Here is a 26,462-nt window from a genome sequence, read left to right as displayed (position 1 = left end):
GCTTACCGCGCCTCAGGATCCACCCAGCCCGCCGTCGCCGAGATCGAGCGGGCTTTTTCGCTGAGCAGGCGCGCGGTTTCGGATTCCAGGTCGTCGTCCACCGCGCCGACCGGTCCCATCAGTGTGATGGCGGCCTTCATTTCGCCCAGCATGTCGAAGATGGGCGCGGACAACGACGTGAAATGCGGCAGCAGCGCGTGGCGGCAGCGGCTGATGTGGTGCTTCTGCACTTCGTCGCGAATGGCCTGCACGTCCGCCATCGTGTAGGCATTGCCGGCGGTGCCGCCGTGGCTTTCGGGCACGGAGGAGGCCAGCTCCTGTTCCAGCAGCTCGCGGGTCAGCGCATCGGGCAGGTGCGCCAGGAAATTTCGGCCCAGCGCGGACGATAGCAGCGGCATCACCGTGCCCACGCGCAATTCGAGCAGCGGCCGGCTGCGGCTGCCTTCGACGCGGTAGACGATCGTGGGGCCCTTGTTGCCCCACACGCCCAGGAACACCGTGTGACCCGTGGCCGCGGCCACCTCGGCCATGATCGGGCGCGCCGTCGTGAACACGTCGAATTGCTCCAGCGCGGCCAGCCCCAGCCGCAACGCATACGGACCCAGGCCGTAGTGGCCGGTGTCGGCGTGCTGCTGCACCACGCCCACTTTCTGAAAGCTCACCAGGTAGTAGTGGACGTTGGGCACCGTCAGCGCACAGGCGTCCGCGATTTCCTTGAGCGGCATCGGGCGGCCGGTCTTGCGGATGACGTCCAGGATCCGGAACCCCACCTCGATCGACTGGATGCCCCTGCGCGCCGTGGCCTGTGCCTGTTCCGAATTCTTCTCAACCTTGCCGGCGGGCCTTGCCATTGCTGCCTCCACAGTGTGCGTGGCGGCAGTGTAGCAGCGGCCTTTTCCCCGCTTTTCCAGTCCGCGCCGGGTTTCCCCTAGCTTTTTCCCGTCCGGACTTAGCTTTGATAATAGTTAATGCGTACAGCAGTATCAATCTAAAACGACAGGGGAAAGCAAGCATGGAAGCAAATGTCGCAATGCCCAGGCTCGACGCCGGGCCGACGCTGAGCCGCAAGGAAGAACGTCAGGTCGTGGTCGCCTCAACGCTGGGCACGCTCTTCGAGTGGTACGACTTTTTCATCTACGGAACGCTGGCAGTCTTCATGAGCCAGGTCCTCTTTCCGCAGGACAACCCCACCGTCGCGCTCCTGGCCGCGCTGGGCGCACTGGCCGTGGGCTTCATCATCCGGCCGCTGGGCGCGGTGATGTTCGGCTATCTGGGCGACAAGCTGGGCCGCAAATACACCTTCCTGATCACCGTCGTCATGATGGGCGGCGCCACCGTGCTGATCGGCTGCCTGCCCACCTACGAGACGGCGGGCCACCTGTCCTGGATCCTGCTGCTGACGCTGCGGGTCGTGCAGGGCCTGGCGGTGGGCGGCGAATACGGCGGCGCGGTGATCTACGTTGCCGAACACTGCGAACCGCGGCGCCGGGGGCTCTTGACCGGATGGATCCAGATCACCTCGTCGGCCGGCCTGATCCTGTCGCTGGTCGTCATCCTGCTCGTCCAGGCCTCGATGAGCGCCGAGGACTTTCGCCAGTGGGGCTGGCGTCTGCCGTTCATCCTGTCGATCGTGATGCTGGCCATTTCGATCTACGTGCGCGCCAAGCTGCACGAATCGCCCGTCTTCACGCGCATGAAGCAGCAGAACCGCCTGTCGAAGAACCCGGTCAAGGAAACGTTTGGCCAATGGCCCAGCCTGCGCCTCGTGCTGCTGGCGCTGATCGGCGTCACCGCCGGCCAGGGCGCCACCTATTTCACGGGGCAGTTCTACGTGATGATCTTCCTGCAGCAGGCCGTGCAGCTTGATCAGACCACTGTCTACCGGCTGATCCTGATCGGCTTCATCATCGGCGCGCCGACCTTCGTGCTGTTCGGCTGGCTGTCGGACAAGGTGGGCCGCAAGTGGATCATGATGGCCGGCCTGTTCATCGGCGCCGTGGGTTACCACGCGATGTTCAACGTGCTGCTCAATGCCGGCAATCCGGCGCTGGCGCAGGCCATGCAGACCACGCCGGTCCGCGTGCATGCCGACACCAGCGGCGGCGCGTGCGACTTCGGATTGCAGGCCGCCATGATCGGCAGCCATGCCGACCACAAGAAGGTGTGCGTGCAGGCCAAGAAATTCCTGGTCGGCAAGGGCATCAACTTTGAATATGCCGCGCCGATCCCGGGGCAGGAAATTGCGATGAGCGTGGGCGGCGCCACCGTCAACGGCTTTGACCGCGCCGCCTACGCCAAGGCGCTGACGGCGGCCGGCTATCCGGAGAAGGCGGATCCCGCGCGCATCGACCGCGCCACCATCATCCTGATCCTGGTGCTGATGACGGCCGTCGTCGCGATGGTCTATGGCCCGGTCGCGTCCTATCTGGTTGAATTGTTCCCGGCGCGCATCCGCTACACGGCGCTGTCGTTCCCGTATCACATCGGCGCGGGCATTTTTGGCGGTATCGTGCCCTTTACCGCCACGTACCTGGCGCAGGCCAGCGGCAATATCTTCGGCGGCCTGATGTACCCGGTGGCGGTGATGGTGGTCGTGGGCGTCATCGGCAGCCTGCTGCTGCCCAACACGCGTGCGAAGGCCATCGACGAAGATCCGGCCCACTGACAACAACGAGACAAAAAGGAAGCGAGCATAGATATGTCCATGCAAAAGACCTTCAAGGCCGCCGTCATCCAGGCGGCGTCCATTCCCACCGACAGCATGGCTTGCGCCGAAAAGGCCGCCGCGCTGATCCGGCAGGCGGCCGAGCAGGGGGCCCGGGTACAGGTGTTTCCCGAAGCCTTCCTGGGGGGATATCCCAAGGGCAATTCCTTCGGCGCGCCCATCGGGATGCGCAAGCCCGAAGGCCGCGACGCCTTTGCCGCCTATCATCAGCAGGCCATCCGCCTGGACGGCGAGGAGGTCGCGCTGGTGGCGCAGGCCGCGGCCGACACCGACAGCTTCGTGGTGATGGGCTGCATCGAGGCCGACGGCGGTACGCTGTACTGCACCGTGCTGTATTTCAACGGCCAGGCCGGCCTGGCGGGCAAGCATCGCAAGCTGATGCCGACCGCTGGGGAACGCCTGATCTGGGGTTTCGGCGACGGGTCCACCATGCCCGTCATCGACACCCCCTACGGCAAGATCGGCGCGGTGATCTGCTGGGAAAACTACATGCCCATGCTGCGCATGTACATGTACAGCCAGGGCGTCGCGCTGTATTGCGCACCCACGGCGGACGATCGCGACACCTGGGTGCCCAGCATGCGCCACATTGCGCTGGAAGGGCGCTGCTACGTGCTGACCGCGTGCCAGCACCTGCGCCGCAGCGCCTACCCCGAGGACTTCGAATGCGCGTTGGGCGACGCGCCGGACACGGTCCTGATGCGCGGCGGCAGCGCCATCATCGGTCCGCTGGGCGAGGTGCTGGCCGGTCCGGATTTCTCGGACGAGACCATCCTGTACGCCGACATCGAACCCAACCAGATCCTGCGCGGCAAGTACGACTTCGACGTGTCCGGGCACTACGCCCGCCCCGACGTCTTCCAGCTTCAGGTGGACACCCGCGAAAGGCGCGCGGTCTCGGCCACGGGCGCCGGCGCCGGGCATCAGGAGGTCTGATCGATGCATTTTGATTTCAACGCCTTGCCGGCGCAGACGGTCTACAACATCCTCACCTCGACCGTCACGCCGCGTCCGATCGCGTGGGTCACCACCGTGTCGGGCAAAGGCGTCGTCAACGCGGCGCCCTTCAGTTTCTTCAACGTGATGGGGCATCAGCCGCCGACGGTCGCGATCGGCCTGATGCGCCATGCTGGCGGGGAATTCAAGGACACCGGCGCCAACATCATTGAGAACGGCGAGTTCGTGGTGAACCTGGTGCCGGAATCCCTGGTCCGCGAGATGAACCAGACCTGCGCCGACTATCCGGCGGACGTGGACGAAATGGCCGCGGCCGGTTTGACCGCGCTGCCCGCCACCCATGTGCGACCGCCCCGCATCCAGGGCAGTCCGGTGTCGCTGGAGTGTGTCAGCCAGGCAACGGTGGTGACCGGTCCGCGACAGATTGTGGTTATCGGGCGCGTGCTGGGCGCGCATGTCGAAGACGCCTATGTGCGGGACGCCGAACGCGGGCATGTGGATACGCCGGCGCTGGGCCTTATTGCCCGCATGCACGGCGGCGGCTGGTATGCGCGCAGTACGGACACCTTCCAGCTTGCGCGGCCGACGTCGCCGACCTGAGTTTCCGCGGCCTTCGGGCCGTTTTTTTGTTGCCTGGGTTTTCCCGTTGATTCGGTCAGCGATAGCGGCTTTTTTACAACGCTGCCGACGCCTTTCAGGCAATGCGAAGAGGTTGCGTCAATAACGCCTTCATTTCCCCCGATGCCGCCCAAATCCGGACTGCTAGCATCCGTTCGACCGTCGCGAGAACCCTCGAAAATCCGAACTCTCCGCCGGCAATTTCAGACACAACGGACACCATTATTGGGGGCGGATAACCAGGGGCTTGCGAGCATCTGGCTTGAATTGGCGGCGGCGCAATCCCGCCGCCAAGGCATCCGCCCGAGCACGCATTCACACCGCCCTGGAAGTCGCCGGAGGCAGTATGAAAAACATGAAGCTTGGAACCCGCCTTGCGGGTGGTTTCGCCATCTTGCTGGCCATGATCATGGTCATGTGCATAGTCGGGCTGGTCAGCCTGGCCAACATCAACGAATCGGTCGAAACGCTGACGCAGCGATCCCTCACAAAGGAACGCCTGATCAACGACTGGGCGCGCAACATCCAGTCGGGCGTCACCCGGACCACCGCCATCGCCAAGAGCGCCGACGCCAGCCTGGCAGGCTTCTTCGCCGAGGAAGCCGCGGCATCGACCCGCAACTCGTCGGCCTTGCAGCAGAAGATCGAGCCCTTGATCGAAAGCGACGAGGAAAAGGTGCTTTGGCAAGGCATTGGCAAGGCGCGCAGCGAATACCTTCGCACCCGCGACGGCATCTTCAAGGCCAAGCAGGAAGACAACGTGGACGCCGCCAACAAGATCTTCACGCAGGAGTTCTTGCCCGCGACGCGCCAGTTCATTGACAACATCAATCGCCTGTCCGAATTGCAGCGCGCCGATATCGACGCGCGCGCCGCAGAAATCGAAGCGTCTTACGGCAACGCGAATCTGTGGATGATCGTGATCGGTTCCATTGCGGTGGTGTGTGGCCTGTTGATGTCCGTGCTGCTGACGCGCAGCATCACCCGTCCGCTGTCCGACGCCGTGCGCGTCGCGCGCACGGTTGCGGCAAACGACCTGACCAGCACCATCGTCGTGCGCTCGCGCGACGAGATCGGCCAGTTGATGGCGGCGCTGGAATCCATGAACGCCAACCTGGCCAGCACGGTCGCCCGGATCCGCACCGGCGTGGACAGCATCGCGTCCGCCTCCGGCGAGATCGCGGCAGGCAACACCGACCTGTCCTCGCGCACCGAGCAGCAGGCTGCGTCGCTGGAGGAAACCGCCGCCTCGATGGAGCAGCTGTCGTCTACGGTGAAGCAGAACGCCGACAGCGCCAAGCAGGCCAACCAGCTTGCCGCGGCGGCCTCGGAAACCGCGTCGCGCGGCGGCGCCACCGTGTCCGAAGTCGTCAGCACCATGAACGCGATCTCCGCCAGCTCGGTGAAGATCTCGGACATCGTGTCGGTGATCGACGGCATCGCGTTCCAGACCAACATCCTGGCGCTCAACGCCGCGGTGGAAGCCGCGCGCGCCGGCGAGCAGGGCAAGGGCTTTGCGGTCGTGGCCGCCGAGGTGCGCACGCTCGCGCAGCGCAGCGCGCAGGCCGCCAAGGAAATCAAGGTCCTGATCGAAGACACCGTGCAGAAGATCGGCCAGGGCTCGGGCAGCGCCGAACGCGCCGGCGCGACGATGCGGGAAATTGTCAGTTCCGTGCAACGCGTGACCGACATCATGGGCGAAATCGCGGCGGCCTCGGCCGAGCAGGCGGATGGCATTGAACAAGTCAACCGTGCCGTGTCGCAGATGGACGAGGTGACCCAGCAGAACGCGGCGTTGGTGGAAGAGGCTGCGGCGGCTGCGGGCTCGATGCAGGATCAGTCGGCGGATCTGACGCGGGCGGTGAGCGCGTTCAGGTTGCCGGGCGGTGCGGAGCGGGTGTTGGCGGTTGAGGCGGTGTCGTCCGTCCAGACCGGCGGGTCGCAGGCTTCGCTGCGCCTGGCTGCGTATTGAGGATGCAGCACGGCGTGAATACGCCGTGCAAAGAAAAAAGCCCCTGATTTCTCAGGGGCTTCATTCTTCAATACTTGGCGGAGAGGGTGGGATTCGAACCCACGGTACGGGGATACCGTACGCCTGATTTCGAGTCAGGTACATTCGACCACTCTGCCACCTCTCCGTGGCTGGGTTCCGCATCGGTGAAGTTTCGGTTTAACAAGACTTCACTAAAAGATCCCTGGTCGGAAGGATCTTCGTTGTCGGAGCAGCGAAGCCCGCAATTCTACAGGATTTTTTTCTTTTGTGTAAAGGGGTGGAAAAAAGAACGGGTAAAAGGACCACAGCGGGTTTCATCCGGCTTTCAGCCGGCGCAATCTTTGGCCAGAATTCACCCCATTCCGCCCTCTGCGCATTCCATGGACCTCATCCTCATCCTTCTGCTCGCGGCCGTGCTTTGCGTGCCCATCACGCAAAGACTGGGGCTGGGCGCCATTCCGGGCTACCTGATCGCGGGCGTTCTCGTCGGACCGTCGTGCTTCAAGCTGGTCACGAACGTGGACACGATGATCGGCGTGTCGCAGTGGGGCGTTGTGATGATGCTGTTCATCATCGGGCTGGAACTGTCGCCCAAACGCCTGTGGGCGATGCGCAACGAAGTCTTCATCCTGGGCACCCTGCAGATGCTGGTCTGCGGCCTGCTGCTGGGGGTGGTGTTCGGCGCGGCGCTGCGGCATCTGGCGGGCATGGAGTGGCAGGCGGCGGTGTTGTGCGGTCTGTCGCTGGCGCTGTCGTCCACGGCGGTGGCGCTGCGGTTGCTGGACGAGCGTCAGTTGACCCGCACGCCGCTGGGGCGCTCGGCGCTGGGCGTGCTGCTGTTCCAGGACATGGCGGCGATTCCGATGCTGGTCGCGGCCGGATTGCTGGGGTCGGACGGGACCTCCGCGCCGTCCTTCAAAGAAGCGCTGGTGGCCGTGGCGGTCGTGGCGCTGGCCTACCGGCTGCGTCTGCTGGGCTGGGCGGCGAAGGCGGAATTGAACGAACTCTTTACCGCCGCGGCGCTGCTGATGGTGGTGGGCGCAGCTCAATTGTTCGACTACGCGGGCCTGTCGGCGGGCCTGGGCGGATTCCTGGTGGGCGTGTTGATGGCCGAGTCGCGCTACCGGCATGAGCTGGAAAAAGCGATCGACCCGTTTAAGGGCTTGCTGCTGGGCCTGTTCTTCGTGGCCATCGGCATGTCCATCAACCTCAAGGTCGTGGCCCATCACTGGATGTTCATCTGCGCGGGCGTCGCGGCGCTGCTGGCGGTGAAGGCCGTCATCCTTTATGGATTCGCGCGCTTTCTGGGGCTGCCGCGCTATCACCGGCTGCTGTTTGCGCTGGTGCTGGCCCAGGGCGGCGAGTTCAGCTTCGCCATCTTCAACGAAGCCTGGGACAACCATCTGGTGAACCTGGAGCAGCGCGACGTGCTGTCGGTGATCGTCGCGGTGTCGATGGGCGTGGTGCCGGTGCTGATCAAGGTGCTAGAGCGCGTGCCGGAGAAATACGGCGGCATGGCGGGCCTGCCTGTGACGGACGCGGTGCCGGTCACGGACACTGCGCCGTCTGCCGACGCCGCGCCGTCGTCCTCCTCGGACAAGCCGCCCACCGCTTGACCCCGCAGCGGGTAAGGGCATGGCATGATTGGCGGCTTGCCGGGCAGCTACACTTGAAGCCCGTTTCGTTTCCCCACGCCAGCTCACAGGAGAAAGCTCATGCTCAAAGGAAAAGTAGCGCTTGTCACCGGTTCCACCAGCGGCATCGGCCTGGGTATCGCCACGGCCTTCGCCGAGCAGGGCGCCGATATCGTCCTGAACGGTTTTGGCGACGCGGCCGAAATCGAGAAGGTGCGCGCGGAGCTTGCCGCCAAGCATGGCGTGAAGGTCATCTACGACGGCGCGGATCTTTCCAAGGGCGCCGCCGTGCGCGAGCTGGTCGAAAACACCGTCAGCCAGCTTGGCCGCATCGACATCCTGGTCAACAACGCGGGCATCCAGCACACCGCGTTGATCGAAGACTTTCCGGCCGAAAAGTGGGATGCCATCCTGGCGCTGAATCTGTCCGCCGTGTTCCACGGCACCGCCGCTGCCTTGCCGCACATGAAGAAGCAGGGTTCGGGCCGCATCATCAATATCGCGTCGGCCCACGGTCTGGTCGCCTCGGCCAGCAAGTCGGCCTATGTCGCGGCCAAGCATGGCGTCGTGGGATTCACCAAGGTCACGGCGCTGGAAACGGCCGGGCAGGGCATCACCGCCAACGCCATCTGCCCGGGCTGGGTGCGCACCCCGCTCGTCGAAAAGCAGATCACCGCGCTGGCTGAAAAGAATGGCGTGGACCAGGAAACCGCTGCCCGCGACCTGCTCAGCGAAAAGCAGCCGTCGCTGCAATTCGTGACGCCGGAACAACTGGGCGGCACCGCCGTGTTCCTGGCCTCGGACGCCGCCGCGCAAATCACCGGCACGACCGTCTCCGTCGATGGCGGCTGGACGGCCCGCTAAACAAGGAAATTCTGAATGCTGTTGTTGCTTTCCCCCGCCAAGAAGCTGGACTACGACTCGCCGCTGCACGTCGAGACGCACACCCAGCCGATGTTCGTGGATCAGGCCGCCGGCCTGATCAAGGTCCTGAAGACCAAGTCCGCCGAGGACATCTCGGACCTGATGAGCCTGAGCCCGGCCCTGTCCGAGCTGAATGTCCAGCGCTACGCGCACTGGAAACGCAGCTTCACGCAGGCCAACTCGCGCCAGGCCGTGCTGGCCTTCAATGGCGACGTCTACGAAGGCCTGGACGCCGCCACCCTGTCGGCCAAGCAGCTCGACTGGGCGCAGGAGCACGTCGCCATCCTGAGCGGCCTGTACGGCGTGCTTCGCCCGTTAGACCTGATGCAGCCGTACCGCCTGGAAATGGGCACGCGGCTGGAGAACCCCAAGGGCAAGAACCTGTACGAGTACTGGGGCAGCACCATCGCGGACTACCTGAACGAGCGCCAGGCCGGCCAGAAGTCGCCGGTCGTCATCAACCTGGCCTCCGAGGAGTACTTCAAGTCCGTCGATCAGAAGGTCCTGAAGGCGCGGGTGGTGCAATGCGTGTTCCAGGATTGGAAGAACGGCGCCTGGAAGATCATCAGTTTTCACGCCAAGCGCGCGCGCGGCCTGATGGCGCGTTACGCCATCCAGCACAAGGTTGCCAAGCCGGAAGGGCTGCAGGGGTTTGATCTGGAAGGCTACGCGTACGACGCGTCGGCGTCGTCGGCGGACAAGCTGGTGTTTCGCCGCAAGCTGGACTGACGAAGTCGGCGGCGGGGGAGGGTGTCAGACACCTGGTTGGGACCTCGCCCTTTCGCAAAAAATGCCGGCCTGGCATCTCCGCCAGGCTGGCATTTTTTTTGCCCGTCGAATCGACGAACGGCGGCTTACGACGCCGCGGCCGCCACCGGCGGCGCATGCAGCGGATCGGCCAGCGCCTGCAGTTCCTGGCGGATCATGTGCGTGGCCTTGAGCATCTGCTTCACGGGATAGACCAGCGCAGCCTGATCGCCCGCAGTGTCGAACTGCGTGGGCAGGTCCAGCGGCACGCGCGGGCTGTTTTCATCCAGCAGCACGGTCATGCCGTCCAGCGCCTGCCGGACCGGCTCGGGCGTGGCGGGCAGCGCCGCCAGAATCGGAATTGCCGCGGTAATTTGCGAGGCCAGCACATGGTTCTGGATCAGCAGATTGTTCAGCTCCGGCACGTCCACTTGATGCGACTTGGGCTCGCTCATCATGCGGTAGAACGCCTCGGCGAAATTGCTGAAGGCGATGTGCACGTTCTTGCGCGCCAGGCGCCAGGCCAGGTCGGCGTCGGTGACGGCGGGCGTGTCGGTGGCAGCTGCGCCCACGGGCGCGCCGTGCGCCTGCATGGCTTCGACGTAACGCAGGCCGGCCAGCAGATACTCGCGGTTGGCGCGCGTCGCGGCCGAAGCCAGCGGCTTCAGGTAACGCGCCTCCCACCACGGCAGGATGTAGCTGCAGACCAGCGCCAGCGCGCAGCCCAGCAGCGTGTCGATGGCGCGTTCGCCGATCACCGACATGGACACGGTGCCCGGCGACACGAAATGGAACACCAGCACCACGAACAGCGTATTGAAAATGGCGCTGGCCATGTAGTTGAGCTGCACCATGCTGTTGCCCATGATGCAGGCGCCCAGCAGGACGGCGAACAGGACGCTGGGCTCGTCGGTCACGTTGAACAGCAGCAGCGCGGCGATGCAGCCGATCAGGGTGCCCATCAGCCGCCAGCCATTGCGCTGGCGCGTCAGCGCAAAGCCAGGCTTCATGATGATGACGATTGTCAGCATGATCCAGTAGTTGTGCGCCGAGAACTCGGGCGATAGCCAGCGGCTGGCCAGCGTCATGGCGATCGCGGCAGCGGCCGTCACGCGCAGCGCATAGCGGAAGTGCGGGGAATCCAGCCGCAGGTTGCTGGTCAAGAGGCCAAAGCGGAATTCCTGGCGCGAAATGAACCGTGTCAGCGACTTGTTGATGCGCAGCACGTCGGTGGGCTTGGCGTCGGGCGAGGCCGCCGTGTGATCGGCCAGCCGGTCCACGATGCGCGCCGAATTGCGCAGGCGCCGCAGCACCTGCACGATCAGCGCCAGCATCTCCGGGTCGCGTTCGCCCAGGCCTTGCTGCTTGAGCTGCTCGATCTCGTACTCGATGGCACGCAGTTCCGCCTTGGCGCTGCTGCGGTACTGCACCTTGCGTCCGCGCGACACGTCCAGCGCGATGCGGTTCAGTTCCAGCGACATCTTCACCAGCGCGTCGCGCATGAACATCAGGCAGTCGTTGCCGGCCAGCGTGCGGCGCAGCGCGGCGTAGTCGGTATGCGTGGCGACCAGCGTGTCCAGCAACTGCAGCATGTCCACGAACATGTTCCAGATCATCACGCGCTGGCGGTCGCCCAGGCCTTTGCCGCGGGGCAGGGCGCGCAGCACCATGTCGCGGGCCGCCTGGTGCTTTTCGGTCATGACGGACTGGCGTTGGATCAGGTTTCGGTAGGCCTCGTCCAGATCGGCGGTTTCGTCGTAGAAGTTTGCGCGCGCGGCCACGTAGTCGGCGGTGGCAAACAGTGCGACGGACATGGCCTGTTGCTCTTCACGCAGCCAGAACAGGCGCGAAAACCCCAGGCTGAACGCCACATAGAACAGCGCGCCGCCCAGCGTGGCGGCGGCATGGGCCAGCACTTCTTGCGGCGCCAGCGGCGAGTGCATGGTCAGCGTCATCAGCAGAAGGCCCGCAAAGCCGATCAGGCCGCCGCGCTTGCCGAACACGGTGAACATCGAATAGACGAAGCACTGCGCAATGACGGCCAGCCAGATCAGCACCGGATGCGAGGACGCCAGCCCCGTGATGATGACGGTGATCGTGCCCAGCGCCGCGCCGCCCAGCATTTCGTTGGTGCGGTGCCGCTGCGGACCGCCCGGCTGGTCGATGATGGCCAGGCATTGCGCGCCGAAGGTCGCCACCAGCCCGGTCGTGTAATTGCCGAAGAGGCCGCCCAGCACCAGCACGGGCAACAGCATGCCGACCCCCTGGCGCACCCCTCCGAAGAAGTAGTGGCTATAGAGAAAGCGGCGAATGCTGGCAATGCGTAAATCCATGGGCGGCGGCTCGGTTCTGGACGACGCAACAAGTATAGAGAGGGCATCGCGCGTTTTGGGGCCGGATAGTGACCGAACCTTCCACGCAACGGTCGGCAAAAGCCGATTTGCCACCTTTGACGCAACGCGGTAAATTGCTCCACTTGCTTCGGTCTGCCTATCCGATACCGGAGCGTTGATGCGAACGGCCAGGGTCACATCCCAGCCGTTGTGCAGCAAGTCTCACCTGCCGTTGGCCGCGCCACAAGCGTGTGTTGCCAAGGCTTCCATTTCGACCTCCAGCGTCCCCCAGGGGCGTTTGCACTGCGTTCTGTCGAGCGTGTGCCGGGTCGGCAAGGTGTCCGGGTGGCGTGGCTCCGTGAGCCGCTAAGCGCCGGATCATGTTGTCGTAACCGGTATGGGTTCAGTTGCCGCCGTATCCGGGCGCGCAGCAGTCAGGGTTGCAGGGCCGGTTTTGAAAGGAACTACAACATGGAAATGAATGGCGCCGATATCGTCGTGCGCTGCCTGGCCGATGAAGGCGTGGAACACGTTTTCGGCTACCCTGGCGGCGCGGTGCTCTACATCTACGACGCAATCTTCAAGCAAGACAAATTCCAGCATATCCTGGTTCGTCACGAGCAAGCTGCCGTGCACGCGGCCGATGCCTACTCGCGCTCGTCGCAAAAGGTCGGCGTCTGCATCGTGACCAGCGGTCCGGGCGTGACCAATGCCGTCACCGGCATTGCCACGGCCTACATGGACTCCATCCCGATGGTCATCATCAGCGGGCAGGTGCCCACTGCGGCCATTGGCGAGGACGCTTTCCAGGAATGCGACACCGTCGGCATCACGCGTCCCTGCGTCAAGCACAACTTCCTTGTGCGCGACGTGAAGGACCTGGCCGAAACCATGCGCCGCGCGTTCTACATTGCGCGCACGGGCCGTCCCGGTCCGGTGCTGGTGGATATCCCCAAGGACATCACCGTCGCGCAGTGCAAGTACGTGCCGCCCAAGGGCGAGATCTCGATGCGTTCCTACGCGCCCGTCAACAAGGGCCACCAGGGACAGATCAAGAAGGCCGTGCAGATGCTGCTGGCCGCCGAGCGCCCCATGATCTACACGGGCGGTGGCGTCATCCTGTCGAACGCCGCGCCCGAGCTCAACAAGCTCGTGACGCAGCTGGGCGCGCCCTGCACCAGCACCCTCATGGGTCTGGGCGGCTTCCCGGCCAGCAGCGGCCAGTTCGTGGGCATGCCCGGCATGCACGGCACGTACGAGGCCAACATGGCCATGCAGCACTGCGACGTGCTGCTTGCCATCGGCGCCCGCTTCGATGACCGCGTGATCGGCAATCCCAAGCACTTTGCGCAGAACGCCCGCAAGATCATCCATATCGACATCGATCCCTCGTCGATCTCCAAGCGCGTGCGCGTGGATGTCCCGATCGTGGGCAACGTCAAGGACGTCCTGGCCGATCTCAGCGCGCAGTTCGAGATCGCCGCCGCCGAGCACAAGCCGGCCTCGCTCGCCAAATGGTGGGACCAGGTCGAGACATGGCGCGGCAAGGAATGCCTGAAGTTCGCCAACTCGGACGAAGTCATCAAGCCGCAGTACGTGGTGGAAAAGCTCTGGGAAGTGACCGGCGGCGACGCCTTCGTCACCTCGGACGTCGGCCAGCACCAGATGTGGGCCGCCCAGTACTACAAGTTCGACAAGCCGCGCCGCTGGATCAACTCCGGCGGCCTGGGCACCATGGGTGTGGGCCTGCCGTACGCCATGGGCGTGCAGATGGCCAATCCGGGCAAGGACATCGCCGTGATCACCGGCGAGGCCTCGATCCAGATGAACATCCAGGAACTGTCGACCTGCCACCAGTACCGCCTGACGCCCAAGATCGTCTGCCTGAACAACCGTTTCCTGGGCATGGTGCGCCAGTGGCAGCAGATCGATTACGGCTCGCGTTATTCCGAGTCGTACATGGATTCGCTGCCCGATTTCGTCAAGGTCGCCGAGGCCTATGGTCACGTGGGCCTGCGCATCGAACGCCCGGCCGACGTCGAACCGGCGCTGCGCGAAGCGTTCGGCAAGCACAAGGAGCGCCTGGTCTTCCTGGACTTCATCACCGACCGCACTGAAAACGTGTGGCCGATGGTCAAGGCCGGCCGCGGGCTGACTGAAATGCTGCTCGGCTCTGAAGACCTGTAAGGAGGCCCCGCAATGAAGCACGTGATTTCCGTCCTCCTCGAAAACGAACCCGGCGCGCTGTCGCGCGTGGTGGGCCTGTTTTCGGCGCGGGGCTACAACATCGAAACCCTGACCGTGGCGCCCACCGAGGATTCCACGCTGTCGCGCATGACCATCGTCACGACCGGTTCGGACGAGGTCATCGAACAGATCACCAAGCATTTGAACCGCCTGGTCGATGTCGTGAAGGTGGTGGACCTGACCGAAGGCGCCCACATCGAGCGCGAGCTGATGCTCGTGAAGGTGCGCGCCGTCGGCAAGGAACGCGAGGAAATGAAGCGCATGGCGGATATCTTCCGCGGCCGCATCATCGACGTCACCGACAAGTCCTACACCATCGAATTGACCGGGGTGCAGGAAAAAGTACAGGCCTTCCTCGAGGCCCTGGACCGCAGTGCCATCCTTGAAACCGTGCGCACCGGCGTGTCCGGCATCGGACGCGGTGAACGGATTTTGAAGATTTGACCGGCCTTCCAGGCCTGCCTGACCCTACATCTGAATCAAACGAATATCCAAATACTGGAATCTGGAGCACAACATGAAAGTTTTCTACGACAAAGACTGCGATCTGTCCCTCATCAAAGGCAAGACCGTTGCCATCATCGGCTACGGTTCGCAAGGTCACGCCCACGCGCTGAACCTGCATGAGTCGGGCGTGAAGGTCATCGTCGGCCTGCGCAAGGGCGGCGCCTCGTGGAACAAGGCCGCCAACGCCGGCCTGGAAGTCAAGGAAGTCGCGGAAGCCGTCAAGTCGGCCGACATCGTCATGATGCTGCTGCCCGACGAGAACATCGCCTCGGTCTACAACAACGAAGTCCACGGCAACATCAAGGCGGGCGCTGCCCTGGCGTTTGCCCACGGTTTCAACGTGCACTACGGCCAGGTCGTGCCGCGCGAAGACATCGACGTCATCATGATCGCCCCGAAGGCCCCCGGCCACACGGTGCGCAACACGTACAAGCAGGGTGGCGGCGTGCCCCACCTGGTGGCCGTGTACCAGGACAAGTCGGGCGCCGCGCGTGACGTGGCCCTGTCGTACGCCAGCGCCAACGGCGGCGGCCGTGCCGGCATCATCGAAACCAACTTCCGCGAAGAAACCGAAACCGACCTGTTCGGCGAACAGGCCGTGCTGTGCGGCGGTACTGTCGAACTGATCAAGGCCGGTTTCGACACGCTGGTGGAAGCCGGCTACGCGCCCGAAATGGCGTACTTCGAGTGCCTGCACGAACTGAAGCTGATCGTCGACCTGATCTACGAAGGCGGCATCGCCAACATGAACTACTCGATTTCGAACAATGCCGAATTCGGCGAATACGAAACGGGTCCGAAGATCGTCACGGACGAAACCCGCAAGGCCATGCGCCAGTGCCTGACGGACATCCAGACCGGCGAATACGCCAAGAAGTTCATCCTGGAAAACGCCGCCGGCGCCCCGACCCTGACCTCGCGCCGCCGCATCAACGCGGAATCGCAGATCGAGCAAGTGGGCGGCAAGCTGCGCGCCATGATGCCCTGGATCGCCGCCAACAAGCTGGTGGACAAGTCCAAGAACTGATCCCCACGGCAGGCGGGGCGTTGCCCCGCCGGTCAGGATCGAAGCGGCATGCCTTTCATGGGCATGCCGCTTTTTTCTTATTTTTTGGCCTTTTCGCAGCCATTTGGGCGCTTTGGCGCCAAATGGGGCCGGGCACGATCCTTGCTGTAGCCCGCAAGCAGGGCCAGATAGGTTAACCTTTCAAAGTCCGTCGTAAGTTATTGAGACCATGCCCAATTTTTCCATGCGCGATTCCGAGAACCGCCACCGGAGCATTTACCTGCTTCCCAACGCGTTCACCACCGCCGCTTTGTTTGCCGGGTTCTACGCCGTTGTGCAGGCCATGAACGACCGCTTCGAAGTCGCCGCCATCGCCATTTTTGTCGCCATGGTGCTGGACGGCATGGACGGCCGGGTGGCCCGCTTGACCAACACACAGTCCGCTTTCGGCGAGCAATACGACTCGCTGTCCGACATGACGTCGTTCGGCGTGGCGCCGGCGCTGGTCATGTACGAATGGATTCTGAACGACCTGGGCCGCTGGGGCTGGCTGGCGGCCTTCGTCTACGTGTCCGGCGCGGCGTTGCGGCTGGCGCGTTTCAACACCAATATCGCCGTCGTGGACAAACGTTTCTTCCAGGGATTGCCCAGCCCGGCCGCAGCTGCGCTGGTGGCGGGTTTCGTCTGGCTGGCCGTGGACAACAAGCTGCCCATCCATGACAGCCTGATGGCCTGGGTGGCGTTCACGCTGACCATGTACGCCGGCATCACCATGGTGTCGAATGCGCCGTTCTTCAGCGGCAAGAGCTTCGCCCTGGGCCGCAGCGTGCCGTTCTGGGGCATTCTGCTCGTCGTCGCGGTGTTCGTGTTCGTGTCCAGCGATCCTCCCGTCGTCCTGTTTGGCCTGTTCGTGCTGTACGGCCTGTCGGGCTGGGTCACCTGGCTGTGGCGCTGGAACAAGGTCCGCCGCCTGCAGCAGGAGCGCCGCGGTCATTCTTCCTGACGTACAGACGCCGCCAACAAAAAAACCCGCCATCGCAGAGATTGGCGGGTTTTTTGTTTCGGGTGGTGCTACCAGAAGTTGAACCGGTCGTCGTCGTACATGGGGTCTGGTCCGGGGTGGAAGTGGGTGACCTTGCTGCCGTCGCGGCTCATGTACACGTACATCAGGGAATTCCAGACGCTGTTTTCCTTATAGCGATACGACCACACGACCTCGCGCTTTTCGCCCAGGCCAGCCTGTTCGATACGAGCGGGCGGGCCGAACTCGCAGCGCACCCGATCCGGCCCCCAATCTCCGGTCTCCAGCACTTTGAAGTGCGCGTCGGTCAGAAGCGGCATCACCCGGTCGACCCGGCCATCGGGGCCGACGTTCGCGCCCCAGGCGTACTGGCCCATAGGCTGCTGCGTCCAGATCACCCGGCGGCCGCCATTGGCCTGGGGACATTCGAAGTTGGGCGCGCCGAACTGCGCCTGAACTTGCGAAAGCGGGGTGCCGGGAGGCACCTCGGTCATGTTGGCGCAGGCGGCCAGTCCGGCCAGTGCGATCGAGGCCAGGGTCACGCGGGCCGTTCTGTATAAGCTGATCATGTCCATGCTCCTTCGGGTGCGCACTGCGGCTTGGCCGGTCCTCGCGGCGGGCCCGGTCTTCTTGCTGGGGTAATTCTAGCGAATCAGCTATAATCGCCGAGCTTTATCAAATGTATTGATTCTGCAAGATCCTTTGCGCCAGCCGCCGGCGGCTTGTCGCAGTACCCGCAACATGGCGCCAAGCCTCATGTGCCGGTCCTGCCCGATCCCGCCAATGGCAGCAGTGAGAAAGCGAATTCAAGCCTGGCTCGCGCAAAATTTTCCAAACCACGTCAGGGCGCCTCGGCCCTGTCGCATGTCCGAAGAGGTCATCAATGTCTGTAGCTGACATCAAGAAATCCGATATCGTTGCGCAATTCCAACGCGCTCAGGGCGATACCGGCTCCCCCGAAGTTCAGGTGGCTCTGCTCACCGCCCGTATCAACGAGCTGACCGGTCACTTCAAAGAACACATGAAGGATCATCACTCGCGCCGCGGTCTGCTGCGTATGGTCAGCCGTCGCCGCAAGCTGCTCGACTATCTCAAGGGCCGCAATCCCGATTCGTACCGCGCACTGATCGAAAAACTCGGTCTGCGCAAGTGATCGACGGGGCTGGCTCCCCATGACGCAACCGTGGTCGGTGCGACGCATGTCGCAGCGGCCACGGTTTTTCATTTGTAAGGAATAATCGTCATGTTCAACAAAGTGACTAAATCGTTCCAGTACGGCCAGCACACGGTCGTCCTGGAAACTGGCGAAATCGCTCGCCAGGCCTCCGGCGCCGTTGTGGTGTCGATCGAGGACACCGTCGTCCTGGCCACTGTCGTGGCTGCCAAGAAGGCCAAGCCGGGTCAGACGTTCTTCCCGCTGACCGTCGACTACATCGAAAAGACCTACGCTGCCGGCCGCATTCCGGGTGGGTTCTTCAAGCGCGAAGGCAAGCCGTCGGAAAAGGAAACGCTGACGTCGCGCCTGATCGACCGTCCCCTGCGTCCGCTGTTCCCCGAAGACTTCTACAACGAAGTCCAGGTGGTTCTGCACACGCTGTCGGTCAATCCTGAAATCGATCCCGACATCGCCGCCATGATCGGCGCCTCGGCCGCACTGGCCATCTCGGGCATCCCGTTCAATGGCCCGATCGGCGCCGCGCGCGTGGGTTACATCGATGGTCAATACACCATCAACCCGACCGCATCGGAACTGAAGTCCTCCAAGCTGAACCTGGTTGTCGCCGGTACGGAAAACGCCGTGCTGATGGTCGAATCGGAAGCTGACCAGCTGTCCGAAGAAGTCATGTTGGGCGGCGTGGTCTATGGCCACCAGCAAATGCAGACCGTCATCAACGCCATTCACGAACTCGTGAAGGATGCTGGCAAGCCCGATTGGGATTGGCAAGCTCCCGCCAAGGACGAGGCCCTGATCGCCGCGGTCACCGCCGCCGCCCAGGAAGGCCTGAACGCCGCCTACCAGATCCGCGAAAAGCAGGCCCGCACCGCCAAGCTGCGTGAAGTGTCGGCCGAGGTGTCGGCCAAGCTGGCTGCCGCCGCTGCCGAAAAGGGCGAATCGGCTCCCGACGCCGTCACGGTCGACAACATCATGTTCTCGCTGGAATCGGCCATCGTCCGCGGCCAGATCCTGAACGGCGAACCGCGCATCGACGGCCGCGACACCCGCACCGTCCGTCCGATCAGCGTGCGTCTGGGCGTGCTGCCCCGCGCGCACGGCAGCGCCCTGTTCACCCGTGGTGAAACCCAGGCGCTGGTCGTGGCCACGCTGGGCACCAAGCAAGACGAACAGATCATCGACGCGCTCATGGGCGAGTACCGTGACCGCTTCATGATGCACTACAACATGCCTCCGTTCGCCACCGGCGAAACCGGCCGCATTGGTGTGCCGAAGCGCCGCGAAATCGGCCACGGCCGTCTGGCCAAGCGTTCGCTGGTGCCGCTGCTGCCGGCCCCCGAAGACTTCCAGTACACGATCCGCCTCGTGTCGGAAATCACCGAATCCAACGGCTCCTCGTCGATGGCCTCGGTCTGCGGCGGCTCGCTCGCCATGATGGACGCTGGTGTGCCCATCAAGGATCACGTGGCCGGCGTGGCCATGGGCCTGATCCTGGACGGCGGCAAGTTTGCCGTGCTGACGGACATCCTGGGCGACGAAGATCACCTGGGCGACATGGACTTCAAGGTTGCGGGCACCGAAAACGGCGTCACCGCACTGCAGATGGACATCAAGATCCAGGGCATCACCAAGGAAATCATGCAGGTTGCGCTGGACCAGGCCCGCGAAGGCCGTCTGCACATCCTCGGCAAGATGAAGGACGCCCTGGACGGTTCGCGCGGCGAGCTGTCGGCGTTCGCGCCGCGCATGCTGACCATCAAGATCAACCCCGAGAAGATCCGTGACGTGATCGGCAAGGGCGGCGCCACCATCCGCGCGCTGACCGAAGAAACCGGCACGCAGATCGACATCTCCGACGACGGCACGATCGTGATCGCCAGCGTCGACGAAGCGCAGGCCAAGGAAGCCCAGCGCCGCATCGTCGAGCTGACCGCCGACGTCGAAGTGGGCCAGATCTACGAAGGCTCGGTCCTGCGTCTGCTGGACTTCGGCGCCATCGTGCAAGTGCTGCCGGGCCGCGACGGTCTGCTGCACATCTCCGAAATCGCCAACTACCGCATCGCGAACATCAACGATGTGCTGAAGGTCGGCCAGCAAGTCCGCGTCAAGGTCATCGAGGCCGACGACAAGGGCCGTCTGCGCCTGTCCATCAAGGCGATCGGTGGCATCGAGCAGCAGCAAGCCGCTGCCGCTCCCGAAGCTGCCCCCCAATCGGAACCGCAAGCTGAATAAGCCTGCAGCCTCCTGATTGAAAAGCGGCGCCTCATCCGAGGCGCCGTTTTTTTTGCCTGGCGCGGCTGATCGTGAGGGGGATGGGCCGCTGCTCCCCAGTTCGTCCGCCTTCCTGTAAAGTCTTGCGCGAGAGACGCGCCGCCGGGTGCAATGGCGCGCTTCACGCTTGATCGAAGGGGGCATACGGATGAGCAAGGCATGACGGCGTGGCCGATAACCGCAGTCACCGCAGCGCTGTTGGCGGCGCTGTTGACCGGCTGCATGTCGCCCCCCGGGGCGGGCCAGCGTGGCCCCAAGGGCGAGGACATGACGGCGGACCAGTTCGCGCAGACGGACTTCAACCGGACGGTCACGCTCGAGGTACGCGACAACCTGACCAGCCTGTATTCGTTGCTCGACAAGCTGTACCGCCGCAATCCGCGGGAATGGCGCAAGACCGGTGCGCCGGACCTGGCCACGGCGGTGAACCGCGTCAAGCATTCCATCGAAGTCCGCGTGCCGCCGCGAGATCTGAGCGGGCTGCGCGACATCCAGATCCTGGCAGTCGCCCTGGATCCCAACTATCCGGGCGACCGGGTCGGCGCCTTCATCTACGGGCTTGCGGACACCATCATCGCCGCGCACAACGGCAAGACGCGCCTGTACGCGACAGACGCCCTGGACGGCCAGCGGGTCTACAATGCCGCACGGAACGTCGAGGCCGCGGCCTGGCTGCTGGCCACGCGCCGCAACAACCAGGGCGAATTGCTGTTGCTGGCCAACGAAATTTCCCCGACCGCCACGAATCTCAGCTTCGAGCGCGAGTTCGGCGCCATCATCGGCCGGCTGGACCTGATCGCCAACCTGCTCGGCGAGAACTCCCGGCGCATCGGCATCAACTACGCCCAGGGCCTTTTGCTGTTCAACTTCCTGCCTGTGCGTTAACCGGATTTCCATCGTGATCGATATCGCATCCATCCAGGCCGCCCGCGAAAAGCTGCGCGGCCAGGTCCTGAAGACCCCGTTCACCCTGTCCCGCACGCTGTCCGACATTTTCGGCGCCGAGATCTGGCTGAAATTCGAGAACCTGCAGTTCACCGCGTCCTTCAAGGAGCGCGGGGCGCTGAACCGCATGCTCACGCTGTCGGACGAGGAGCGCGCCAAGGGCGTGATCGCGGTGTCGGCGGGCAACCACGCGCAAGGCGTGGCCTACCATGCGCAGCGCATGGGCGTGCCGGCGGTGATCGTCATGCCGCGCTTCACGCCGACGGTGAAGGTCGCCAACACGCGGCGCTTCGGCGCTGAAGTCGTTCTGGCAGGCGACACCTTTGACGATGCCAAGGCGCGCGGCTACGAGCTGGCTCGCGAACGCGGCCTCATCATGATCCACCCCTACGACGACGAAGCCGTCATGGCGGGGCAGGGGACCGTCGCCCTGGAAATGCTGGAAGACCAGCCCAAGCTGGACACCCTGGTCATCGCCATCGGCGGCGGCGGGCTGATCTCGGGCATCTCCACCGCCGCCAAGGCCGTGAACCCCGGCATCGAGATCGTGGGGGTGCAGACCGAGCGCTTTCCGGCCATGTACGCGGCCGTCAAGGGCGTCACCATGCCGCCGGGGCAGTACACCATCGCCGAGGGCATCGCCGTCAAATCGCCCGGCGATCTGACGCTGGCCGTCGTGCAACGACTGGTCGACCGCATCGAACTGGTCAGCGAAGCGGACATCGAGCACGCCATCGTCGTGCTGCTGGAAATTGAAAAGACCGTCGTGGAAGGCGCCGGCGCCGCGGGCCTGGCCGCCTTGCTGCGCGCGCAGGAAGAGGGCAGCGACCGCTACAAGGGCAAGCGCATCGGGCTGGTGCTGACGGGCGGCAACATCGACCCGCTGATGCTGGGCGAGCTGATCGAGCGCGGCATGGTGCGGGCCGGGCGGCTGGCGCGGATCCGCGTCGACCTGCGTGACCTGCCCGGGGCGCTGGCCCATGCCACCAAACTGATTGCCGACGCGCAGGCCAACATTACAGAAGTGCACCACCAACGCGCGTTCACATCGCTGCCCGTGCGAAATGTCGAGGTGGATTTCGTGTTGCAGACGCGCGGTCCCGAACACATCCAGGAAGTGATCGACATCCTGAACGCGGCTGGGTTTGCGGCCAGCAATCACGATCATTGACTGCCCGGGCAGCATCGCGATGCGGCCCCATTCTTTCAATCCGCTGTCAGAAAACTGTCGCTCCGGCCAAACTTTCGGCCGGAGCGTGTATGGGCGGCGTGTTCATGGACGGCGCGTTGCGAGCATCAGGTACGAGTCCCGGCAGGGCCTCGCGGGTGACGAATTCCCCGCTCCAGATCCCGCAAAAAATGCATCTGAATATTTCTACGCAGGCTCGCATCCGTTCTGTACGGAACTTTTCTTCTAATGGCTAACTCACCTGAAAAATCGGCTATTTAAGCCAATTTCGCGGATTTTTGACCCTTCCCGCAGGCGCCAGGATGCCGAATTGCGTCCATTCCACGGTCTAGGGATATCCCCCACAAAGTCATGGTTGATACCCATAGGAGATATGTCGTTCCACGATTTACCATCCCGCGTTCATGTCGTTGCCGCCCGTCAAAGCGGCTGCGTTGAAAGAGAAATGAGCGCGTCTGAAGTCAGGATTTCCGGGACGCGACGGATTAGGGAGAAAGCAGATTGATAAGAAACAGACAGGATTTCTGGTCTGGCGTCATGTTCATCGTGGTGGGGGGAGGCTTTGCGTTGCAGGCGACCCAATATTCCATGGGCAGCGCGGCGCGCATGGGCCCCGGTTACTTTCCGTTCTGGCTCGGCATCGTGCTGGCGCTGATGGGCGCGACGGTGCTGATGAGCGCCTTGTCCCCCCGCGCCGAGAAAACGACGATCGGCCGCTATGACTTCCGCATTCTTTTTCTCGTCGTCGGGTCTGTGTTCCTGTACGGCTTTTCCCTGCGCTATCTCGGCCTGTACCTCTCGGTGTTCCTGCTTGTCCTGATCAGCAGCGTCGCCAGCCACGAATTCAACTGGAAGGTTGCCGTCGCCAACGGCCTGTTCCTCGTGGCGTTCTCCTACCTCGCGTTCATTCGCGGGTTGGGCCTGATCTTTCCGCTGTGGCCCAGCGTGCTGACCAACTGAGGTACCGGACATGGAATTGCTTCAAAACCTGATGCTGGGTTTTTCGGTGGCCTTCACCCCCGAAAACCTGACTTACGCATTCATCGGCTGCCTGCTGGGCACACTGGTCGGGGTGCTGCCGGGACTGGGTCCCGTGCCGACCATCGCCATGCTGCTGCCCATCACCTACGTGCTGCCGCCTACCGCCGGCCTCATCATGCTGGCCGGCATCTACTACGGCACGCAGTACGGCGGGTCGACGACAGCCATCCTGGTGAACCTGCCGGGCGAAACCTCGGCGGTGGTGACCGTGCTGGACGGGCACCAGATGGCGAGAAACGGACGGGCGGGCGCCGCACTGTCGCTGGCGGCCATCGGCTCGTTCTTCGCGGGCAGCGTCGCCACCGTGCTGATCGCCGCGTTCGCGCCGCCGCTGGCCGAAGTGGCATTCGCGTTCGGCCCGGCCGAATACTTCTCGCTGATGGCGCTGGGCCTGATCGGCGCCGTGGTGCTGGCGTCGGGCTCGCTGCCCAAGGCGATCTGCATGATCCTGCTCGGCCTGCTGCTGGGCATGGTGGGCACCGACGTGAACTCGGGCGTGGCGCGCTATGACTTCAGCATCCCCGAACTGCAGGACGGCATCGACTTTGCCATCGTCGCCATGGGCGTCTTCGGCCTGTCTGAAATCATGAGCAACCTGGAGCTCAAGGAGAACCGGGTCGAGATCACCGACAAGGTCGGATCGCTGTATCCCAGCCGCCAGGAATTCCGCGAGGCCGCGCCCGCCATCGTACGCGGCACGGCGCTGGGTTCGGCGCTGGGCATCCTGCCGGGTGGCGGTTCCGTGTTGTCGGCGTTTGCGTCCTACACGCTGGAAAAGAAGCTCTCGAAAGAGCCGCAGCGCTTCGGCAAGGGGCATCCCGCCGGGCTGGCCGGTCCCGAATCCGCCAACAACGCGGGCGCGCAGACCTCCTTTATTCCGCTGCTGACGCTGGGCATCCCGGGCAACGCGGTGATGGCGCTGATGGTGGGCGCGATGACCATCCACAATATCCAGCCGGGACCGCAGGTCATGTCCAGCCACCCCGAGCTGTTCTGGGGCCTGATCGCCTCGATGTGGATCGGCAACCTGATGCTGGTGGTGCTGAACCTGCCGCTGATCGGCATCTGGGTGAAGCTGCTGCGCGTCCCGTACCGCATGCTGTTCCCGGCGATCCTGGTCTTCTGCACGATCGGGGTGTATTCGTTGAACTACAACGCCTTCGACATCTTCATGTTCGCCATCTTCGGCATCATCGGCTACGTGTGGAGCAAGCTTGGCTGCGAAGGCGCGCCGCTGCTGCTTGGCCTGGTGCTGGGGCCCATGATGGAAGAGAACTTCCGCCGGGCGCTCCTTCTGTCGCGCGGCGAGTTCTCCACCTTTGTCACGCGCCCGCTGTCGGCCACGCTGCTGGCGCTTGCCGCGATCCTGCTGGTGCTGGTTGCGATGCCCGCGCTGCGCAAGAAGCGCGAAGAGGCTTTCGTCGAGGTCGATTGACGTAACGGTTACGGTTGGCTCCGGGTCTGGTTCGGCGAAAGCCGGCCAGGCCCTTTTTTTATTGGCGGCTTCTTATTGCCTGCCTTATTTCCGCTGGCTTATTGCCGCCGCTTTCATCGCCGAGCGGTCTATTGACGCGCCACCAGGTTCTTCAGACCGTACAGCCGTTCACGATGCAGCGTTGCAGTCAGCGGCTCCGGCTCGCGGCCCAGCGCGACGTAGTCGGCGGGAATCTGCGCAATCGCGTCCAGCATGTTTTCAGACCCCGCGTGCCACCACTGCACCAGCATCCGGTCCGGGTTGTAGACGTCCAGCCCCTGGCGACGCAGCTCGGAACGATTGAAATCCTTCAGATTCCACGTCAGCACCTGCACGGTCGGCGTCTGAGGCAGCCCGCAGCGCGCGCGCCGCGCCAACCCGGCCGCAATCACGTGGAAATCCTTCGGATCGCTGTAGCGCAGCGACGCTTCATAGACCTGCGTGTCCGATTCCATGGCCGCCGGAAACCGCGCGTTCATGTCTGCCCAGAATTCCGCCATCACCTCCGGCGGAATGTCCCAGATGCGGCAGGCGTTGCGGCGCCATTCCTCGCCGATGCGTTCGGTCCATACGGGCTGGAACACGCCGGCCTCGGCCAGGCGCAGCAACAGGCGGCGCAGGATGCCGGACATGAGGACGCACGCGTCCAGGACGATGAACGGGGGAGAAGCGGGGAGGGAGGTCAAGATCGGTTCGGTCGCTGGCCCGGGCAACGCGCACGAATGGTGCGGCGATGGTCGCCGGGCGGGCGGGTAAATATGAGGCGAGGCAGAAGAATAGTAGTTTTTCCGGTGGTCTGCCGAGCGGGTTATCTGTTCAGGAGGTCGTCCGGCACCTGGAGGTTTCGGTCGTCGGGACCCTGTTGGGTACCGCTGAGGACGGGTCGGGCCATGGGGGTGGCCGTCAGCATGTCTGCCGGAAACGGAACCAGCATCTCGCGGCTGTGGGCGGCCGATGCGGTCAGCCAATCGCCATAGGCGCCTTCCGGTAGGATGACCACCATGCGCTTTTCCGTGTTGGGCTGGTGATAACGGCTGAACAGGGGATCGTTGTCGGCGTTGATGGTGAGCATGGTGTAGCTCTCCTGCCAATGCCCGGCCGCATCGCGATAACGGTCCCACAAGCCCGCGATGCCCAATGGCTTGCCGTCGGCGCGGGTGAAGCGGGTGGCCACGGCCTTGCCGGACGTCCAGTCCGGCTCGAAGATCGCGTCGGCAGGAATGATGCAGTGCTGCGCGCGGCGCCAGGCGTTGCCGAACGTGTACGAGCCCGCGGCGGTCTCCGCGCGGGCATTGAAGGTGGACAGCTTGCTTGCCCGTTCCAGGCCACCCGAGCGCGTCATGGCGCTGATCAGACCCCAGCGGCCGGCAGCGGCTTCGCGTTCAGGTACGGCGTCGTCACCGGCGTCATGTTCGGGGGGACGCCGCACGAACACCCCTTCATAGCGGGGCCACATGTCGTACTTGCCGATAGCGGCGGGCTTGGATCGCACGCCGAATTTCTGCAGCAGCAGTTCGGCGTCCTTGAGCGTCTGGTAGTGCGAACACATGCACGGCTCCCGGAATGACGGGAGGCGCGGGGTGGCGCCTCCGGCGTATCCAAGCTTGCCGTGTGGGCGTGCGATTTGTCCAGCGGGAGGGGAATGCGAGGTGGCGT

The 26,462-nt window shown here is 63.9% G+C and carries 22 protein-coding genes and 1 tRNA gene; 17 read left to right on the top strand and 6 right to left on the bottom strand.

Annotation, left to right across the window (positions count from 1 at the left end; translation table 11 throughout):
- Nucleotides 1-2 precede the first annotated feature (2 nt).
- The gene (locus tag B3098_RS08270) at nucleotides 3-851 is read right to left on the bottom strand and encodes an IclR family transcriptional regulator (RefSeq protein ID WP_279971947.1); all 849 of its coding nucleotides are present in this window, start codon (nucleotides 849-851) and stop codon (nucleotides 3-5) included.
- A gap of 161 nt (nucleotides 852-1,012) precedes the next feature.
- On the opposite strand from B3098_RS08270, the gene B3098_RS08265 reads away from it, so the two are divergent.
- The 4 genes from B3098_RS08265 (at nucleotide 1,013) to B3098_RS08250 (ending at nucleotide 6,272) form a co-directional block, all read left to right on the top strand.
- Nucleotides 1,013-2,665: an MFS transporter gene (locus B3098_RS08265; protein WP_191577666.1), complete on the top strand. Its 1,653-nt coding sequence runs from the start codon at nucleotides 1,013-1,015 to the stop codon at nucleotides 2,663-2,665.
- A gap of 33 nt (nucleotides 2,666-2,698) precedes the next feature.
- Nucleotides 2,699-3,661: a carbon-nitrogen hydrolase family protein gene (locus B3098_RS08260; protein WP_286894443.1), complete on the top strand. Its 963-nt coding sequence runs from the start codon at nucleotides 2,699-2,701 to the stop codon at nucleotides 3,659-3,661.
- Between the two features lie 3 nt (nucleotides 3,662-3,664).
- On the top strand, nucleotides 3,665-4,282 hold the full coding sequence (locus tag B3098_RS08255) for a flavin reductase family protein (RefSeq protein ID WP_175123116.1): 618 nt from the start codon (nucleotides 3,665-3,667) through the stop codon (nucleotides 4,280-4,282).
- A gap of 373 nt (nucleotides 4,283-4,655) precedes the next feature.
- Nucleotides 4,656-6,272, top strand: a complete 1,617-nt coding sequence (locus B3098_RS08250) for a methyl-accepting chemotaxis protein (protein ID WP_286894441.1) — start codon at nucleotides 4,656-4,658, stop codon at nucleotides 6,270-6,272.
- 75 nt (nucleotides 6,273-6,347) lie between these two features.
- On the opposite strand, the gene B3098_RS08245 is transcribed toward B3098_RS08250, so the two are convergent.
- A tRNA-Ser gene (locus B3098_RS08245) sits at nucleotides 6,348-6,438 on the bottom strand.
- A 235-nt stretch (nucleotides 6,439-6,673) separates the two neighbouring features.
- Here B3098_RS08245 and B3098_RS08240 point away from each other — a divergent pair.
- The 3 genes from B3098_RS08240 (at nucleotide 6,674) to yaaA (ending at nucleotide 9,580) form a co-directional block, all read left to right on the top strand.
- Nucleotides 6,674-7,909 carry a cation:proton antiporter gene (locus tag B3098_RS08240; RefSeq protein ID WP_175123114.1) on the top strand — a complete coding sequence of 412 codons (1,236 nt, stop codon included), beginning with the start codon at nucleotides 6,674-6,676 and terminating at the stop codon, nucleotides 7,907-7,909.
- A gap of 99 nt (nucleotides 7,910-8,008) precedes the next feature.
- On the top strand, nucleotides 8,009-8,791 hold the full coding sequence (locus B3098_RS08235) for a 3-hydroxybutyrate dehydrogenase (RefSeq protein WP_286894439.1): 783 nt from the start codon (nucleotides 8,009-8,011) through the stop codon (nucleotides 8,789-8,791).
- A 15-nt stretch (nucleotides 8,792-8,806) separates the two neighbouring features.
- On the top strand, nucleotides 8,807-9,580 hold the full coding sequence (yaaA, locus tag B3098_RS08230) for a peroxide stress protein YaaA (protein WP_279971935.1): 774 nt from the start codon (nucleotides 8,807-8,809) through the stop codon (nucleotides 9,578-9,580).
- Nucleotides 9,581-9,705: 125 nt separating this feature from the next.
- Here yaaA and B3098_RS08225 read toward each other — a convergent pair whose 3' ends face one another.
- On the bottom strand, nucleotides 9,706-11,931 hold the full coding sequence (locus tag B3098_RS08225) for an FUSC family protein (protein WP_175123111.1): 2,226 nt from the start codon (nucleotides 11,929-11,931) through the stop codon (nucleotides 9,706-9,708).
- Between the two features lie 417 nt (nucleotides 11,932-12,348).
- Between B3098_RS08225 and B3098_RS08220 the strand changes: the two genes are divergently transcribed.
- The 4 genes from B3098_RS08220 to pssA all read left to right on the top strand — a co-directional run bounded on the left by B3098_RS08220 (nucleotide 12,349) and on the right by pssA (nucleotide 16,694).
- A complete protein-coding gene (locus tag B3098_RS08220; protein WP_279971975.1) occupies nucleotides 12,349-14,118 on the top strand; it encodes an acetolactate synthase 3 catalytic subunit in 1,770 nt (589 codons plus the stop codon).
- Between the two features lie 12 nt (nucleotides 14,119-14,130).
- The gene (gene ilvN, locus B3098_RS08215; protein WP_006223608.1) at nucleotides 14,131-14,622 is read left to right on the top strand and encodes an acetolactate synthase small subunit; all 492 of its coding nucleotides are present in this window, start codon (nucleotides 14,131-14,133) and stop codon (nucleotides 14,620-14,622) included.
- 73 nt (nucleotides 14,623-14,695) lie between these two features.
- Nucleotides 14,696-15,712 (top strand): ketol-acid reductoisomerase, encoded by a 1,017-nt coding sequence (gene ilvC / locus B3098_RS08210; RefSeq protein WP_056568560.1) that lies wholly within the window; start codon nucleotides 14,696-14,698, stop codon nucleotides 15,710-15,712.
- Nucleotides 15,713-15,920: 208 nt separating this feature from the next.
- Nucleotides 15,921-16,694 (top strand): CDP-diacylglycerol--serine O-phosphatidyltransferase, encoded by a 774-nt coding sequence (gene pssA, locus B3098_RS08205; protein WP_105237630.1) that lies wholly within the window; start codon nucleotides 15,921-15,923, stop codon nucleotides 16,692-16,694.
- Nucleotides 16,695-16,762: 68 nt separating this feature from the next.
- On the opposite strand, the gene B3098_RS08200 is transcribed toward pssA, so the two are convergent.
- Nucleotides 16,763-17,281 (bottom strand): hypothetical protein, encoded by a 519-nt coding sequence (locus B3098_RS08200; RefSeq protein WP_175123109.1) that lies wholly within the window; start codon nucleotides 17,279-17,281, stop codon nucleotides 16,763-16,765.
- A gap of 314 nt (nucleotides 17,282-17,595) precedes the next feature.
- On the opposite strand from B3098_RS08200, the gene rpsO reads away from it, so the two are divergent.
- The 6 genes from rpsO to B3098_RS08170 all read left to right on the top strand — a co-directional run bounded on the left by rpsO (nucleotide 17,596) and on the right by B3098_RS08170 (nucleotide 24,767).
- Nucleotides 17,596-17,865 (top strand): 30S ribosomal protein S15, encoded by a 270-nt coding sequence (gene rpsO / locus B3098_RS08195; RefSeq protein ID WP_006223612.1) that lies wholly within the window; start codon nucleotides 17,596-17,598, stop codon nucleotides 17,863-17,865.
- Nucleotides 17,866-17,955: 90 nt separating this feature from the next.
- A complete protein-coding gene (gene pnp, locus B3098_RS08190; RefSeq protein WP_279971930.1) occupies nucleotides 17,956-20,118 on the top strand; it encodes a polyribonucleotide nucleotidyltransferase in 2,163 nt (720 codons plus the stop codon).
- Nucleotides 20,119-20,316: 198 nt separating this feature from the next.
- Nucleotides 20,317-21,042 (top strand): hypothetical protein, encoded by a 726-nt coding sequence (locus tag B3098_RS08185; RefSeq protein WP_175123107.1) that lies wholly within the window; start codon nucleotides 20,317-20,319, stop codon nucleotides 21,040-21,042.
- Nucleotides 21,043-21,055: 13 nt separating this feature from the next.
- On the top strand, nucleotides 21,056-22,273 hold the full coding sequence (locus B3098_RS08180) for a threonine ammonia-lyase (RefSeq protein ID WP_218344865.1): 1,218 nt from the start codon (nucleotides 21,056-21,058) through the stop codon (nucleotides 22,271-22,273).
- 555 nt (nucleotides 22,274-22,828) lie between these two features.
- Entirely contained in the window at nucleotides 22,829-23,251 is a 423-nt protein-coding gene (locus B3098_RS08175) for a tripartite tricarboxylate transporter TctB family protein (RefSeq protein ID WP_175184167.1), read from the top strand.
- Nucleotides 23,252-23,261: 10 nt separating this feature from the next.
- Nucleotides 23,262-24,767, top strand: coding sequence for a tripartite tricarboxylate transporter permease (locus tag B3098_RS08170; RefSeq protein WP_175137244.1), 1,506 nt, complete (start codon nucleotides 23,262-23,264; stop codon nucleotides 24,765-24,767).
- Between the two features lie 128 nt (nucleotides 24,768-24,895).
- Here B3098_RS08170 and B3098_RS08165 read toward each other — a convergent pair whose 3' ends face one another.
- Nucleotides 24,896-25,438, bottom strand: coding sequence for a PIN domain-containing protein (locus tag B3098_RS08165; protein WP_414631266.1), 543 nt, complete (start codon nucleotides 25,436-25,438; stop codon nucleotides 24,896-24,898).
- Nucleotides 25,439-25,614: 176 nt separating this feature from the next.
- Nucleotides 25,615-26,355: an SOS response-associated peptidase gene (locus tag B3098_RS08160; protein WP_218344862.1), complete on the bottom strand. Its 741-nt coding sequence runs from the start codon at nucleotides 26,353-26,355 to the stop codon at nucleotides 25,615-25,617.
- Between the last annotated feature and the right edge of the window lie 107 nt (nucleotides 26,356-26,462).

The organism is Achromobacter sp. UBA2119, assembly GCF_002331005.1.
Taxonomy (GTDB): Bacteria; Pseudomonadota; Gammaproteobacteria; order Burkholderiales; family Burkholderiaceae_B; genus Achromobacter; species Achromobacter animicus.
This window is presented reverse-complemented; position numbering and strand designations above follow the sequence as displayed.